Annotated in this window: 13 protein-coding genes; 8 read left to right on the top strand and 5 right to left on the bottom strand. The window is 45.4% G+C overall.

Features of this window, described 5'->3' with window-relative positions:
* Positions 1 to 150: 150 nt before the first annotated feature.
* The gene (locus tag ACJJIO_RS15310; protein ID WP_444891006.1) at positions 151 to 1,257 is read left to right on the top strand and encodes an ABC transporter ATP-binding protein; all 1,107 of its coding nucleotides are present in this window, start codon (positions 151 to 153) and stop codon (positions 1,255 to 1,257) included.
* A 6-nt stretch (positions 1,258 to 1,263) separates the two neighbouring features.
* Here ACJJIO_RS15310 and ACJJIO_RS15305 read toward each other — a convergent pair whose 3' ends face one another.
* Both ACJJIO_RS15305 and ACJJIO_RS15300 read right to left on the bottom strand, forming a co-directional pair.
* Entirely contained in the window at positions 1,264 to 2,949 is a 1,686-nt protein-coding gene (locus ACJJIO_RS15305; RefSeq protein ID WP_444891007.1) for an ABC transporter permease, read from the bottom strand.
* A 122-nt stretch (positions 2,950 to 3,071) separates the two neighbouring features.
* The gene (locus ACJJIO_RS15300) at positions 3,072 to 4,103 is read right to left on the bottom strand and encodes a Fe(3+) ABC transporter substrate-binding protein (RefSeq protein ID WP_444898831.1); all 1,032 of its coding nucleotides are present in this window, start codon (positions 4,101 to 4,103) and stop codon (positions 3,072 to 3,074) included.
* 141 nt (positions 4,104 to 4,244) lie between these two features.
* Here ACJJIO_RS15300 and ACJJIO_RS15295 point away from each other — a divergent pair, with 141 nt between their 5' ends.
* The 5 genes from ACJJIO_RS15295 to ACJJIO_RS15275 all read left to right on the top strand — a co-directional run bounded on the left by ACJJIO_RS15295 (position 4,245) and on the right by ACJJIO_RS15275 (position 8,089).
* A complete protein-coding gene (locus ACJJIO_RS15295) occupies positions 4,245 to 4,688 on the top strand; it encodes a hypothetical protein (protein ID WP_444908979.1) in 444 nt (147 codons plus the stop codon).
* 101 nt (positions 4,689 to 4,789) lie between these two features.
* On the top strand, positions 4,790 to 5,056 hold the full coding sequence (locus tag ACJJIO_RS15290) for a PepSY domain-containing protein (RefSeq protein WP_252084977.1): 267 nt from the start codon (positions 4,790 to 4,792) through the stop codon (positions 5,054 to 5,056).
* Positions 5,057 to 5,259: 203 nt separating this feature from the next.
* Entirely contained in the window at positions 5,260 to 6,705 is a 1,446-nt protein-coding gene (locus ACJJIO_RS15285) for a coniferyl aldehyde dehydrogenase (protein ID WP_252084976.1), read from the top strand.
* A 166-nt stretch (positions 6,706 to 6,871) separates the two neighbouring features.
* Positions 6,872 to 7,177: a hypothetical protein gene (locus ACJJIO_RS15280; RefSeq protein ID WP_444908978.1), complete on the top strand. Its 306-nt coding sequence runs from the start codon at positions 6,872 to 6,874 to the stop codon at positions 7,175 to 7,177.
* A gap of 27 nt (positions 7,178 to 7,204) precedes the next feature.
* Positions 7,205 to 8,089 (top strand): ketopantoate reductase family protein, encoded by an 885-nt coding sequence (locus ACJJIO_RS15275; protein ID WP_444908977.1) that lies wholly within the window; start codon positions 7,205 to 7,207, stop codon positions 8,087 to 8,089.
* Between the two features lie 170 nt (positions 8,090 to 8,259).
* Here the strand turns inward: ACJJIO_RS15275 and ACJJIO_RS15270 are convergent, their stop codons facing one another.
* Together ACJJIO_RS15270 and ACJJIO_RS15265 are read right to left on the bottom strand one after the other, a co-directional pair.
* The gene (locus ACJJIO_RS15270; protein ID WP_444908976.1) at positions 8,260 to 9,258 is read right to left on the bottom strand and encodes a helix-turn-helix transcriptional regulator; all 999 of its coding nucleotides are present in this window, start codon (positions 9,256 to 9,258) and stop codon (positions 8,260 to 8,262) included.
* Between the two features lie 18 nt (positions 9,259 to 9,276).
* The gene (locus ACJJIO_RS15265; protein WP_444908975.1) at positions 9,277 to 10,050 is read right to left on the bottom strand and encodes an SDR family NAD(P)-dependent oxidoreductase; all 774 of its coding nucleotides are present in this window, start codon (positions 10,048 to 10,050) and stop codon (positions 9,277 to 9,279) included.
* Between the two features lie 850 nt (positions 10,051 to 10,900).
* Here ACJJIO_RS15265 and ACJJIO_RS15260 point away from each other — a divergent pair.
* The gene (locus ACJJIO_RS15260; RefSeq protein ID WP_444885759.1) at positions 10,901 to 11,578 is read left to right on the top strand and encodes a winged helix-turn-helix domain-containing protein; all 678 of its coding nucleotides are present in this window, start codon (positions 10,901 to 10,903) and stop codon (positions 11,576 to 11,578) included.
* Positions 11,556 to 13,346, top strand: a complete 1,791-nt coding sequence (locus tag ACJJIO_RS15255; protein ID WP_444908974.1) for a sensor histidine kinase — start codon at positions 11,556 to 11,558, stop codon at positions 13,344 to 13,346. The genes ACJJIO_RS15260 and ACJJIO_RS15255 overlap by 23 nt, the downstream gene beginning before the upstream one ends.
* A 120-nt stretch (positions 13,347 to 13,466) precedes the next feature.
* Here ACJJIO_RS15255 and ACJJIO_RS15250 read toward each other — a convergent pair whose 3' ends face one another.
* Positions 13,467 to 16,193 (bottom strand): LamG domain-containing protein, encoded by a 2,727-nt coding sequence (locus ACJJIO_RS15250; protein ID WP_444908973.1) that lies wholly within the window; start codon positions 16,191 to 16,193, stop codon positions 13,467 to 13,469.
* Between the last annotated feature and the right edge of the window lie 24 nt (positions 16,194 to 16,217).

Below are 16,217 nucleotides of genomic sequence, written 5' to 3'. Positions count from 1 at the left end.
ATGAGAAAGAATACATTAGCCTATGAGGTTTAGAGTGAGTATTTACTGCTTAAAAAACACCCAGCTTTGCTCCAACTAAAAGAAGCCTTCGCAGGGCTGCTAATAGTATGCTTCACACGGGACTAGTTGCCGGTTAGCTTAGTGATAACTATGATCAGCAACTACACCCGAACGCTGCCCGAAGTGTTTAAAAGCCAAATTACCGGAAAACCCGTGCACCCCATACTCTCCATAGAAAACCTGCAGTGCCGCTACGGCGAGCAGGTGGTTATCGAATCAGTTTCCTTTGCTTTACAAGCCGGGGAGATTGCCTGCTTATTGGGCCCCAGCGGCTGCGGCAAAACAACCCTGCTGCACGCCATCGCTGGATTTCAGCCAGTCGTTGCAGGGAATATTCAACTGTCTGGAGAAGTAATCTCTTCTCCCAAAGTAAAGGTTCCAGCGGAGCAGCGGAAAATTGGGGTGGTATTTCAGGACTATGCCCTCTTCCCACACCTCACCGTTGAGCAAAATATTGCCTTCGGTATCCAGTCAATGCCGAAAGGCCAACGGCAATCCCGTACCCAGTCGTTGCTACAGCTAGTACGCCTGAAAGGTTTTGGGCAACAGTATCCGCACCAACTATCCGGTGGTCAGCAGCAGCGTGTCGCTCTGGCTCGGGCACTGGCACCGCGCCCCAAGTTGTTGCTGCTGGATGAACCCTTCTCTAACCTGGATACCGAGCTGCGCCGCAGTCTTGCCGCCGAAGTCCGCCATATACTGCGCGAAGAGAAGATCCCTGCGATTATTGTTACCCACGACCGCCACGAGGCCTTTATTGCTGGAGACAAGCTGGGAGTACTCAGCCAAGGTCAATTACAGCAGTGGGACAGCCCACAGGATACTTATCAGAAGCCAAAGAATTTGGCGGTTGCGAGAATCGTTAGTGAAGGGAACATTATTTCCGGCACTGTCCTGGGCAATGACCTGATCAGCACCCCATTAGGGGAAGTAAATATGCCAACAGCTGCATACGAAAGTGGAGATAGGCTCGAACTGTTTGTGCGCAGTGAGGATATTGCCGCAGGCGAACATCCCGGTGCGGTTATGGCTCAGGTTGTGGAAAAGAATTTTCTCGGCAATCAAGTGAGCTATCGCTTTCAGTTAGCCGCAGGGGAAACTGTCGAGGCCGCTTTGAATACCAATGTTCAAGCGGCTCCCGGTGATAAACTCCCCCTACGTCTCTCCTCTGCGCTGGTGTTTGACCAGGCCCGATAGCAGCTATCAAGACAGGGCGGGCGCTTCAGAGCTCGCCAGGGCTGTGCGCTCCTCACCTCTGCGCCACCCAATGGAACGGCTCAACAAAATCACCGGGATTAATCCTACCAGGACAATCAATAAAGCCCCCAGGGCCGAGCGTTCCAGCATCTCATCAGAAGCAAACTGGTAAACATAAGTCGCCAGGGTGTCAAAGCCGAAGGGGCGCAGAAGCAACGTCGCCGGCAGTTCTTTCATACAATCCACAAAGACCACCAAACCACCCGTTAGCAACCCTGTACGCACCAAGGGGAGGTGCACGGCCCACAGGGTTTGCCAGCTATTGCGCCCCAGAGAGCGGGCAGCCCTATCCATTGATGGGGTTACCTTCTCCAGGCTGGATTCTATGGCCCCAGTAGATACCGCCAGGAAGCGCACCGTGTAGGCAAAAATAATGGCAAAAATACTGCCGCTTAACAGTAGCCCTATGGAGATATCGAAGTGCTCACGTAAAAAAGCGTCGACGGCATTATCAAATGCGGCCAGTGGAATCAGGACTCCAATCGCCAATACCGCCCCGGGCATTGCATAACCCAGCTTGGAAAAGCCGACCAAGAGTCGTACGGACCTTTTGGGTTGCAGTCGCTTACCGTAAGCCAACAGCAAGCCCAGTAGTACGGAGACCAGTGCTGCTGCAATAGACAGTAACAAGCTATTGCTGGCGATCTGTATAAAATCTTCGCTCCAATAGCTGGAAAAGTTACTAAGTGCGTATCCACCCAGAACCAGCAGGGGAATAATAAAACCGGCCACCAACAATAACCCACAGAACAACAGGGCTACACCAGCCCGCCAACCGCACAATACATAACGTTCACGCTGGGAATTTGGCGACTGTACAAAGTGCTTCTGCCTCGCCCGCCCCATTCGCTCCAACGTAATTAACAGAACAACAAAAATCAGGGTGCTACAGGCAATTTGTGCCGCCCCCCCTAAATTACCGCGGCTCAGCCAGGTATCGTAAATCCCAACACTCAAGGTGCGCACCGCAAAGAAGTCGACAGTGCCGAAGTCATTCAGGGTTTCCATCAGCACCAGTGATAAGCCCACCGCAATTGCCGGGCGTGCCATTGGCAGGGATACACGCAAGAAGCTTTGCCAGGGCGTGCAGCCCAATGACCGGCTCGCGGCCCGTATACTGCCGCACTGTTCGATAAAGGCCGCGCGCGCGAGCATATACACATAGGGGAAGAGCACCAGTGACAGCATGGCAATCGCCCCACCCATACTGCGAATCTCAGGGAACCAGTAATCCCTGGCCGTCTGCCAACCAAACCAAGCCCGCAAGGACTTTTGCACTGGGCCCGCGTACTCCAGCAGATCTGTATAGACGTAGGCAATCACATAGGCGGGAACTGCAAACGGCAGTAGCAACGCCCACTCGAACAACCGGCGCCCGGGGAACTGGCACATACTCACCAGCCAAGCGCTGCCAACGCCAGCTATCAATGTTACCAAACCGACACCGCCAGCCAGAATCAATGTGGAGGATACATAGTGAAACAGCACCGTGTCTAACAGGTGCGGCCAGATATTTTCTTCAGGGAAAAATGCCAACCAAAAGATAGATAGCACTGGCAGGGCTACCAGTAGGGAAATAGTAGCTACCAGTAGCAGCCAGCGCGACGCTGATAAATTCGCTCGGTTTAGCATGAATTAAGAAATCAAAAGCTCATTATAAAAGAACGGCCCTGGTCTCTCGACAGGGCCGTTCGAATAAGGCTGAGATAGTGCTGCCAATAGGCTGGGCAGCAACTCCCATTCAGTTAATCATTCTAAAAGTCAAAGCGTACTTCATCAACCATACGGGAAGCCGCCGGAACGTAGGAACCGATTTCCGTGAGGCTCAGATCGTCTTCTTTAAACTCACCCATATATTCCTTGATCAACTCAGAGCGAGCAGTACCGGGGCGTACAGGGAACTCAAAATTTTTCTCAGCGTAAGCGTATTGAGCATCGGCACCACTGAGGAATTCCAGCAGCTTAACGGCATTTTCACGGTTGGGGGCATGCTTGGTCAGCGCCGCGCCGGAAATAAACATATGGGTACCGCGATCCTTCTGGTTAGGGAAGATCAGATTGACTGACTTGGCCCAATCCACCTGCTCCGGCTGCTCCTTGTTGGTGATCATTTTACCGAAGTAGTAGCTGTTACCCAGGGAGAGGTCGCAGACACCTTCGCTAATGGCTTTCACCTGTGCACGGTCATTGCCCTGCGGCTTACGCGCCAGATTCGCTTTCACGCCTTGCAACCACTCTTTAGTTTCTGCTTCACCGTGATGGGCGATCATGGAGGCGATCAAGGACAGGGTGTAGGGGTGCTTGCCGCTGCGGGTACAGATTCGGCCCTTCCACTTAGGCTCTACTAGCTCTTCGTAGCGAGTGATCTCACCGGGTTTAACGCGGTCTTTGGAGGCGTAAATTAAACGCGCTCGGGTTGTCAGGCCAAACCAGTTACCGGCCTTATCACGGAATTGCGCCGGGATATTGTCTTCCAGGATTTCACTACTTACCGGTTGGGTCAGCTGCTTATTAAGCAGGTCCATCAGACTACTGGTATTGGAAGTCAGAACCAGATCGGCAGGGCTGTTGCGCCCTTCCCTTTGCAACCGCTCGTTCAAGCCTTTGCTAGCGTAGACCACTTTGGTCTCAATACCGGTTTTCTCGGTGAACTCCTGCAAGATCGGCTCAATCAGGAAAGGTTGTCGGTAGGAGTAAATATTTACTTGCTCAGCGGCATTGGCCCCAATGGCACCAATCAAACCAACAGTTGCAATCGCTTTTTGAAATAGAGATCTGGTAAACATGGGAGTCCTATCACCCTGGGGTTAATTTGAGAAGCATTCTCATTTGGAAAGGTATTAATGTCAACCTGGAACTTCTCTACCCAGCAAAGTCGCAAAATCCCTCCTATGCTTAGATTCAAACCAGTCACCTGCAGAGGCTCTATGCATTACCTTATTCTGCCACTCGCTCTGGTTTTTGCCTTATCCGGCTGCGACCGCAAGGGTGAGCCACATAAGGCCCAACCATCGGGTAGTGAAGTAACCGCTGGTCAAACAGCCAGCGAGGCAATGAAACAGCCGATTAAGCGAAACGCGAGCAGCACGGTGGAAGACCCCACCAATCAGCTACAGGCTACCGCTTCGGGTAGTGAAACCATTTGTACACCGGGCTGGTTTACCTGGGTACAGCGGCAAGTGATGGCCCAACAAGATGGCGACCTGAAAAAAATGTACCCATCAGGTCTACCCCCTACTGGCAGTGCAGAGTGGTTTGATGCAATCACCAAGCTGACGGGCGGCAACCTGGCCGATGTAAAGCCCGGCAGCCCGGAGTGGTGTCTAGCAGTTCAGAAACGTCTCAGTCACCCCGGTGACCAGGGCCTGTAAGGCAATCAAAAGGCCAAGTATCTTGCTAAGTAAAAGCGAGATGTAAACCTTCTATTACCCGGTCAATTTTTCAACCGGGTCCGCAAGCGAGGTAGTGAAAAATGAAGTTCTTCAGCAGAATGTTGCTGGCACTAATCGCCGCAACCACGCTACAAGTCGCCATCGCCGACGAGAAACCCCCTCCCGGGGCTATGGCACTCTCTATGGTGCTCACAAAGTTAGAGCAACAGGGTTACACCCCTATTGTGGAGGTAGACCTGGAAAGAGGACGCTGGAAAGTGGAGGCCTACAAGGGCGATCAGAAATACGACCTGATTGTGGATCCTAATTCAGCAGAGGTCCAATCCGAAAAGCCCGATAACAGCTGACTCGCATAGTCTGCGATCACTCCTACCAGCCCTCCCCGGATTAGGGATACTCTAGGGAGGGCCTGAATTCATCACAGTTTTTACCAATGTGGTGGCAACTCACGTAACCACAGTGATTATGTCTATTCACTGACGTAATTGGTCAAGCACCGCGAGGATGAATGCGTTAGTCTGGTCTAAGACAAACGCCAAAGGATAATAAAATGACCATCCAGACGCTTACTCGGCAGGATGCAGACAAGGCGCTACTCCAGAACCAGCTAGACAACCAGCGCCGAGCCCATCACGCCAACCCTGTTCCCAGCTATCAGCAGCGTGTTCAAGATCTAAAAACCCTGGCACGAATGCTGCGTGAACAGCAGGAAGCCATTATTGAAGCCATATGCTGTGACTACGGCAATCGCTCGCGGGAAGAAACCCTGCTATTGGAGATATATCCTGCGCTTTCCGGCATCAAGGATGCCATAAAGAACATCAAGAAATGGATGAAGCCCAGGCGGCGCCATATCGACTTCAAAGCCTACCCCCTGTCAAAAAATACTGTAGTACCTCAACCCCTGGGAGTAGTTGGGGTAATCGTGCCGTGGAACTTCCCCATTAACCTTAGCTTTTCACCTCTAACCAATATCTTTGCCGCAGGCAATCACGCAATGGTAAAGATGTCTACCAACTCCTGTCGGCTTGCTGAGTTGTTAAAAGAGGTTAGTCCCAAGTATTTTCCAGAGGAAAAACTCTCTTTTATTGCTGACTATGGTGAAATAGGTCCACTATTTTCCAGCCTAAAATTTGACCACCTAATTTTCACCGGCTCCAGCACTACTGGGCGGGCCGTGATGCGCTCCGCTGCAGAAAACCTGACTCCAGTCACACTAGAGCTTGGAGGGAAGTCCCCCGCTATCATCGCCCCCGATTTTCCCATCGAAAAAGCTGCGGAGCGTCTGATCCACTGGAAAATGGTCAATGCCGGGCAAATATGTGTCAATGTAGATTATCTCTTCATCCCTGAGAACCAACTGGATACCTTTATTGAGCATGCCAAGCGGGTAATAAAAAAGCACTTCCCCAACTGGCAAAGCCCTGACTATACCTCCATTATTGACAACGCAGCCTACCAGCGTCTGTGGAAAACACTGGATGATGCCGTCGATAAGGGGGCTAAGGTTTACGACCTGAGTGCCGGAGAACTCAAACGAAATGACAGCCTGCGAAAGTTCCCTCCCCATCTATTAATCAACGTAAATCGGGACATGCTGGCAATGCAGCGGGAAATTTTTGGCCCGCTTCTACCAATTATGACCTACTCAAGGCCTGAAGAAGTCATTGACTATATCAATGCTCAGCCACGACCACTGGCAATTTATCCCTACACGAACGATAAGAACCTGCAAAATCGCTATATTGAGCAAATTATGTCTGGCGGTGTGTCGATAAATAACTGTGTATTACATGTTGGACAGCACGATATTCCATTTGGTGGGGTTGGGGAAAGTGGCATGGGTCATTACCACGGTTACGAAGGCTTCCTTACCTTCTCCAAATTGCGCCCCATCTACCAACAGGGACCAATCGACCTATTGAAATTAATGCGCCCCCCCTATGGAAAACTTTCCAATAAACTATTGAACCTTATGCTTAAGATGACCCGATAAAATTGGGTACTGGAGAGCATAACCGCATTTAAAAATAATAACCCGGCGAACCCATACTCCGGGTTATTATTTTCGATTCATTCAAACATTTAATTAAAATCACTGGCGTAATGATCATCCACTGTCCACACTAAAAACATGGCTTGGTTGTAGTGTGGAGCCTCGCGTGAGTTTTATTGTAACGGTCATGCTCGTTAGTAATTTGACAAACCCCATTCCCCCAGGGCTAGACCCTAACAAACCCGCCCCAATCTACGATAGCCCCGATCTTTACGGAGCAACGCCTTCGGTTATTGCTCTAGATCCATCGACTATTAGAGCAAAACTCTACAGTCTTGGATTTAAGCCTATAACCAGTATGCGCTTCGTGGGGGGGCGCTGGAAGATTCAAGCAGTTTACCAGGGCGAGCTCCGAGCCCTGGAAGTAAACCCAGATAATGGGATTATTTTTGCAGATCGACCAGCCAAATAGGTAACAAGAAAATCCTGAACCAACCTTATGAAAAAAGGAAAAATATTAATACTCGGAGCAGGTTCCATTGGATCATACCTAGCGGCAAAATTTTTCCGGGCAAACTATCATGTAGATGTCATAGGAAGAAAAGCGGACAAAATTGGAGAATATCTCCTCATCAACTCTAAGAGATATGACTTCCCGCCCACCTCAAAGGAGATCAGCACTCAATCAACCTATGACTTTGTTTTTTTAACATGCAAAATCTATGACCTAAAGAAAAACCTCATCAATTTAAGCAAGACAAGCCCAAAATCAAAAATTATTATTCTATTACAAAACTGCCTTTTTGATATCTCAGAGTTTGAATACACTTATCAGAAAAACTTCACTAGCGTCTTGGTATATGACGGCTTCAATCTGAACAACAATAAACTGAAGCATACAAAAGGTTCTGGGTTTCTCATTGGGAATGACAAATACTCAGAAAGCTTACTGCAGCTATTTAAAGACTCACTTATCGAGACCAAAACAACTAGCAACATAGTACAGCATCGTGTTGAAAAGACTATTTTCAATTGCACAACAAATATATTTTCAGCCACCTATTCAAGAACCCTCAGGGAGCTTTTTGCAGACGAAAAAATAACTAAGCACATGAAAAATGTACTATATGAATCCTACGAAGTTCTCTCAAAAGAAATTGAGATCAATCAAGACAAACAAGAGATGTGGAAAAAACTCACCCAACAAGCCAAAAATTTGGATCATTATACTTCAACCTACCAGGATGCTAGAGAAAATAAAGTTACTGAACTTTCCTACTTGAATGGTTTTGTTATTAAATTAGGCCGTAAAGTAGGAGTTGCCACTCCTTACACCATTGAGGCCGTGAGTAATTTTAAGAGAAAGTATCCTAACTTATATTGAAATTACCTAGCTGTCCGCCCCAAACTCCCAACTGGCTACTTATTGTAGAGCATTCAAATAAACCTACGACTTTATACTGACCATGAAGAAGCATATTTAACTACACCGCTAGGGCCCAGTATGATTTACCTTCAATCTAGTAGCAGCACTAAAACCAAAGATAAATCTGATCAATAAATAGAATTCCGATATTGAAGAGGTGTCACCCCTTTCCACCCTCGGTAAGCGCGTATAAATGAATTAGGCTCCTTAAACCCTAGCATAAAGGAAATTTCTCCCAGATGGAGATTAGACTTAGAGAGATAATGATCAGCCAAGCTTACCCTAACCTCCTGTAAGACAGACTGAAAAGTGTGATTTTCCTCCCCAAGTTTTCTCTGTAAAGTTCTTTTGCTGATCATTAAACGTTCAGATACAGCTTCAATAGAGCTCTCACCAGCCGGCAATAACTCCATTAACACGGACCCGACCCGCTCTCCCATTGTGGCTTCGCTGCCCAGATCCTTTAGCTGTTGACTCAATTTACCTTCAAAAAAATCCCACATACGGGCATTGGCAGTCAGAAACGGTTTTTGTGCATCTTGTGCTGAGAAGCAAATTCTCACCCGGTCTGATTTCTTAATTGAGCAACCAAAGAACATCTGATAAGGCGTTTGATCTTCCGGTAACTGCGGTAGAGCCAATGCCAAAGGTTGAATTTTATCCCGGGTTCCCAATCGAGCCAGGCGGATATAGAAAATTAATTCACTCAATCCCAAAGCTGTGGGGATAATTTCATCACTGCCATAGCACTCTAAATTAAGCCTTGTGTACTTATCAGTAATATCCAAGTGCAATTCCATTGGACCAATCAATGGTTTGTACTGCTGTATCCGCAATAAAGCTTGATTCAGGTTTTCGCTGCAAAGGCTCGCAAACACAGGGGGATCAAATGTTTCAGCCGTAAGATGCTCTGCCAATAAGAGCGGCAGTGGCTTATCCTTCGAAGCCTGGTCAATACCACACCAGAAGCGGAAATATTCCACCGGAGTCAGTGTCACAGACTCCCGCTGCAATAAATCCGCAGGTAACCCGGCATAGGCCAAAGCCAGCGCTGTATCGATATTCATATCGTGTAATATCAACTTCCAGCTAGGAGGTACCAAAAATTTAGCTGCACGTCTGATCATTACCGGGCCTTCCTACAGTTAAGACTTTTCCATCGTCTGACGGGAAAACTTCAGTAGCATTTTACGAGGCAATAAAGGCATTATCCAATTCAGAAACAACTTGAGCCGCGTCTCATTAAAAGCAACCAGATCTCCACGCTCCATAGCCTGATAAGCACATCTGGCAACAGACTCAGCTGAGCGGGCATTCTTCCAAATATCAACACCCTGAAGATCGCCTGCCGCGACGAATCCTGTTGCAACAGCGCCGGGGCACAAAGCGGTTACTGTCACACCTGTGCCGTTCAGCTCCTCAGCCAGTGCCTGGCTGAATGAAGTTACATAGGCTTTAGTTGCGTAGTAAACCGCCTGTAAAGGGCCGGGAATAAAAGAGGCTGTAGATGAGACATTAAGGATATGCCCGCTATTTCGGGCAACCATACCCTTTAAATACAGATGGGTGAGATTGGTAAGGGAAATCATATTTACCTGCATCATACTCTGCTCAGCTTCCAAGTCCCGCTGATGAAAAAGGCCATGACCACCAAAACCCGCATTGTTGATCAGGGTACCAACCTCCACATTCTCACCTTGGGTTCGCTCAAAAATTCTCTGTGCGGACAACGGGTCAGATAGATCTTCAGCAATTACCATTGCTTGGACACCAAACTCTTTCTCCAACTGCTGCTTGAGTGATAAAAGCTTCCCCTCAGACCGAGCAACCAGAACCAGGTTGCCACCTTTAGCCGCATGTATCTTGGCCAACTCCAGACCAATACCACCAGAGGCTCCTGTGATAAGTGCCGCTTCCATCAAATTGTCTCCCAAGTGTTAATCTTAGAATCAGTATATATACTAAAGACGCCAACCAAGAATCCGATTGTGCCGGTTGGCTATCCAAACATGCCATCGCTCAAAGGGATAGTTTCAACTTATCTAAGATTTTTTCAGAAACGTTGAAATAAGCTCGAGATCTCGTTTCTCGTATTAAGGGTATTGAAATCGCAACCCCAGAAATTGAGAGACGCTACGTTTGGGTAAAGACGGAATAATTTCCTAGGTTAGCTTTCACTAGCGGTGACCATTGCCCTCGTACATACCATACCTATTAAAATTCAGTGTATTCAGGCTACCGTTGCTTGTTATTTTTGATGCTGTGACTTTATGGTCGCGTCACTGTTCACTCTGGAGAGTAAGAACCTCTACCTCAATTGAGTCATATACTGTGACTCCGTGAACCCAACGTTCTAACATTCATGCATTGATTACACCAGCCTGGGCTTAAACAACAGGGTATTCTCTTGGTACTTGATTTATATAGCATTGATATTACAAGGGGCATGAAGCACACTTAACACACAATTTAAGACGCAGTTTTAGCCTAGCAACTGTTTTTTTTGCTAGTGTTCTCCACATGCAAAAATCTAGAAAGGCTTCACTACTCCCAACCCTTCAGCGTGGTGTAAAAATAGTATTTATCACTTTTAAATTAATTTTGTTCATGTCTAAAAGACTGAAAGTTCCTGGCAACATTTAGTTACCCTTTAATATTCACCATGCACACATGACTTAGCCTGAGATAAATAAAAAAATTAAAAAATCAATTTATAGAACTCGATCAACAAGTAACTGGCAACCAAAACTATTTACCAGCTAAAGATATATGCGAATTTTTATAATAGAAGACGACATCAAATTAAGCCATTACCTTCACAAGGGCCTCAACCAGGAAGGGCATAGTGTAGAGCTATGTCATGATGGAAAAACAGGATTAATTCAAGCTAGCACCGAAAATTTTGATGCAATCATCCTTGACCGAATGCTTCCTGGTATGGATGGGCTAAAGCTATTAAGGTCCCTGAGGGGAATGGAAATCAGTACACCGGTTTTAATGCTAAGTAACCTCGGAGACGTTGACCATCGCGTTGAAGGTTTACGTAGTGGATGTGATGACTACCTTTCCAAACCTTTTTCTTTTGCGGAGCTTTTAGCCAGAGTCGAAGTCATTGGTAGGCGCCAACCTCAGTCCAATACCTATGAATCCCTTATTGTTTCAGACCTTGAGCTCAATCTCTTAACAAGAAAGGCACAACGCAGAGGCCGTAGTATTGAGCTATTAACCCAAGAATTCAAACTCCTAGAATATCTTATGAGACATGAAGGTCAAATTATTACAAAAACAATGCTTTTGGAGCAAGTCTGGGACCTTCATTTTGACCCCAAGACCAATGTAGTAGAAGTACACGTAAGCAGACTGAGAAAGAAAGTTGACCAATCTCAGGATAGGCCTCTTATTCACACAGTAAGGGGGGCCGGTTATGTCCTTCATGAAAAAAATTAAGCTACATAAAAGCTCTAGTTTCAGACTGGCAATTATTACATTCAGCTGCGTCTGCCTTAGCTCCAGTATTTCACTGGCAAGCATCTATTTACTCACAAAGCAATCCTTGACAAATCCAACATTTCATAAAGTTGAAAATATAACAAAAGAATCTATTGCAGAAATCAATGACCTAGAATTTTTTCACCCCGACCTTTTTCCAAACTTCCAAAATGTAAAACCTAGAAATTTTATTAACAACCACGCTTCACCATCAAAATTTACTAGCGATTACACACACCATTTCAAACACCTTTTAAGTAAAAGCAGCTTAAGTCAGCAAGAGAAACTTGCTATTCAAGGGCGATTATTCGCACTGGGAGAGGACATAACCCCACCTCTAGAAAAGATTCCGGCCAACTTAATCTGGTATCTGCTTAACAGCGAATTTCCCGAAGATTTTCACGATTATGTAGACCAGATTACTGATGAACGATTTAGCCATTGGCCCCAATACCATAAAAAACGTCACATAGATACAACACTACTTACAAAATATTATATTGAAACTGAGTATTTTTTAGATACAGAGGACCTCTGTGTACAGCTTCAGGATAGAAAGGGAAATATTATACTCAGCAATATCGAAGGAACTTCCCCACAAAGCACTAATTATAAGTCTACATACACAGCAACCTACAATCCAGACTCTACATTTTCTCAAGAACATGAACAACACATATGCCTAGCAAAATCTTCTCAACTTAGTGATGGAGGAGAACTCATACTGGGAAGGGATTTCACCCAAGAATTTCACTTATTGAAAAACCTTAACTCAGCTATTTTTTATGGGCTTTTGATCACTACAATTATTAGTCTAATTTGTGGATATCTTGTATCTAGGCAATCAGTCAGAAGAATAAGCGAGATCAACAAAGTATGCCGCCAAATTATGTCTGGCGATCTGGACAGACGGATCCCATATAATAGTAATGGCGGAGACTATGATCAATTATCTATACATATCAATACAATGCTGGACAAAATTCAACAGTTGATGATGGGGATAAAGCAGGTTTCCGACAACATTGCCCATGACCTAAAGTCCCCACTTTCTCGGCTACGAGGCCAGCTAGAACTATTATTGCATATAGAAAAACCAGATAAAGATACCATCGAAGCCATTATTAATGAAAATGACAAGATCATAGAGTGCTTTAATGCATTACTCAGGATCTCACAAATTGAGCAAGGAACGAAAAGGTCAGAATTTCGACACTTTTCACTACACAAACTCCTTAAAACCCTAATAGAAGTCTATGAACCGACTTTTCATGATCAGGGAATATTTCCATCCATCACTTTAGATGATGAGCAGCATATGATTTTTGGGGATAAAAACCAATGGTCTCAGTCTATTGCAAATCTATTTGATAATATAATTAAGTACGCACCAGGAAGTGGCAATCTGGATATTAGGCTTTCAGCCCAATCTCAGCAGGGTAGAGATTACCTTCGTCTGCAGCTACACGATAGCGGTTCAGGAATTCCAGAAGATGATCAAAAAAAGGTCTTTGAACGATTCTACCGGTTGGAATCGCATAGGCATACAAAAGGCAACGGACTTGGATTAAGTCTTGTTTTAGCTGTTTGCAATTTACACAAAGCCAAGATTCATTTAGCTAACTGCAATGGATTAAAGATACAGATAGATATCCCATCAATCACAGAACCACATTCCGCCCATCCTTTAAATTCTCAAGAAAGCAAGCCCACTGAATTATATTGAGTGTTTATCTGCAAGAGGAAAAAAAATTATTTATAGTTAATTTCCACTTACAAAGCAAAATTGCCATACTATTGTATGGCAATTCTGCTTATTCTTAAAATATAACAACCAGCAAGAAGGTTAACGCTCACCAACAGAATCACGAATAATTTCAATGGATGAATCCATGGTCGCCGTTACAGGCAACCATACAATCAAAGTCTGAGATCCATCAGTATCTCTGATAATACCCAATTTTACATCGGATAGTGCTTTGCCATTGAATTTTACTTTCGGAGTTTTACTTGTTCTCCATTGGCGAATAATTAGTGATGGGTTTACCAAAGGACTACTATCATTAGCTTTCACCAGCAAAGAAATATCTCCTGATACCCCATCTGATGTCAGGCTATAGGCTCTTTCATCTGTGATAAAAGTAATTGCATTGTCCTTAACACCTTGAACCGCATCTATTACAGGTGGAGAAATCCATGAACTTGCCAAGTCTTGTAAATCAACCGGTGTTCCCTGAGTAAATCCATACATCATAGATCCAGAACCATATTCAAAGGCCTCTAGATTACCAACCGCAAAGTGAGAAACTCTATCATTGGCAACGGAGAATCGACCATCGGAAGGAATTTGAGCTATTGGCCAATGATTCCAAGGGCCTGCAAACGGAAAAACACCTCCCAGGAAATCTATATGCTCTGAACTCTCCTCATTAGCAGAGGGAAAAAAACCACCTGCCTGACTTACTCCAAAGACCTTCCAGTTTGTTTGGCTATTGAGCACCGCAATATTACCGGGCAAAGGGCTGGGGTCCACTCCATCATTAGGTCTATCTAAGGATATAGGATAAATTATATCAGAGGAGTCCCCCTTAAGCCCCGCAATCGAAACTGCATTATAATTCAGGAAGTCCTCAGCCTTTTGACCAGGTCCTAGTAACCATTGGAAGTCCTGGTAAAATTCTACTCCACCTTCATCAGCTGCAGGATGGTAAAAAACATCCCGGATTGCCACCCCATCGGGATAAATTGTATGCACCTCATCAATATAAGCAGTATCCATAACGAGTAAATCAAATACATCTGCAGCAGCATAACGCCAGTGAACCTTAACCCGTGCAGGAGTATTTTCAATCATGCGAACATGGGTTCGTAGAGCCGCCTTATCAGACATGTGTTCAGCCAAAGAAACAATTGGATTGACTGAAGCTGGAGTTTCAGGATCATCTGGATCTGGAATTACTAACTCCACACTTTGATCAGACATCCACCGATTATCCGTCACCAAGTTCATGCCGTGTGATGTTCCTCGCCAATATACATAGCTAATCGGCTTATTATCGAACCGGACTACAATATCTTCGTTGTTCGTAACCCTCCATAGGTTATCCCAAGCATCATGAAAGTCTAACTTTGTATAAATCCCACCAAACTTCTGAGGGTATTTTTCCAGATCTGGCAATTGCCGCTTTGTAAAACTAGGATCTGGAGCTTTCTTTTGTGCTAATAAAAAACCATTGTAACTATCATAAAAATCCTTAGATGTCCGAGAGTGTTTATAGATGGCAATCTCGTCTATTGCCCCATCAATACCGAATATACTGGAGAAGTGATTGAATTCATTTAATTCACTCTCCCGAACCCCATCGGTTGCCGGTAAAGGTGAATTATTCATCCCCACAATCATTGGCATATCTGGAGTCGAAAGATTGACATCATAAGATTGACTCTTATCTAAAACACCATTGATATAGAGTGATAAATTCTTTTCTGCAGAAACACCAACATGAACCCACTGATTAACTGGGATTACGCTATCAGAGATTAAAGTTTTTCCATTTACCGTAAAAAGGAGTTTACCGTCAGAACTTACTCCAAAATAATACCCCTCATTTCCCATATTATCTGACTGGTGAATAATAGGAGCATTATTCCATGGATAAGCGGCTAGATTAATCCAGGCTTCAATGGAAAGAGCCTCCTTAAATATGGGTGCCTCATCCTGCGCTACCACCACTGCTGATCTATAACCGTCAAAAAAAAGGGCCGAACCAGACACACCAGCGACCCAATCTCCTCCGTGGCTATCAATATATCCAGTCGCTGATTTCAAGCTCTCAACAGTACTCGTGCCCTTACCCTCATCAAACTTCCAATGAGCCACTGGCAAGCCAGGGGGAGTATAATTGACTATCGCATTTCCATTACCCTGAGACACATCTGCCTGTAGCTCTCCAGACTTATTTTGTACATCAGCTATGCCATTTTCCGTGAGACGCATAGTCTGAATAATGGCCCCTCTACGCACATCCCAGTCTGTGATGGTATCAGTGCCTGGCCGGTATAACCTGGTTACATTGCCATCTCGAGTAATCGTATAAATCTCATGGACTACCCCTTCGGGATCTCGCCCCATTTTTGCATTAGCTTTCGGGAAGTAACGCCAATGAATAACAACCTTTTCATCTGACTGCTCTAAGATACGAACATAAGAAAAGTCATTTGATTTATCAAAGCGAGTATTAGCATCACTCGAAATATCAGCCAAATGCGCTACAGGATTAGAATTGTTTCCAAAATGCCAGACAGGCCGGTAACTATGATCACGAGCAAAAACAAGCTTACCTTTCCCTTCAAGGTTCACAATGATGTCAGCATAAGGCCCTGTGATCTTTTCCGGAATATCTACTGAGTTGACACGGGTATAGTGCGCAAAAAAACCAGCCGACGCTTGGCTTAAGTCTACTTGCGAACTCCTGGATTCTAACGCCTGCCCCTCTCCAGAGCCCCCCGAATCCTTGCAGCCTAGTACTGCAAGACAGGCAGCTAGTACAAGATTACCTTTTGATAGCAACATATCTGCTCTTTCCTCCCATTTACT

The sequence above is a fragment of the Microbulbifer mixtoriginis (SeqCode) genome, assembly GCF_052467235.1.
The sequence above is the reverse complement of the archived record's forward strand: the minus strand, read 5'-3'. Positions and strand labels throughout refer to the sequence as shown.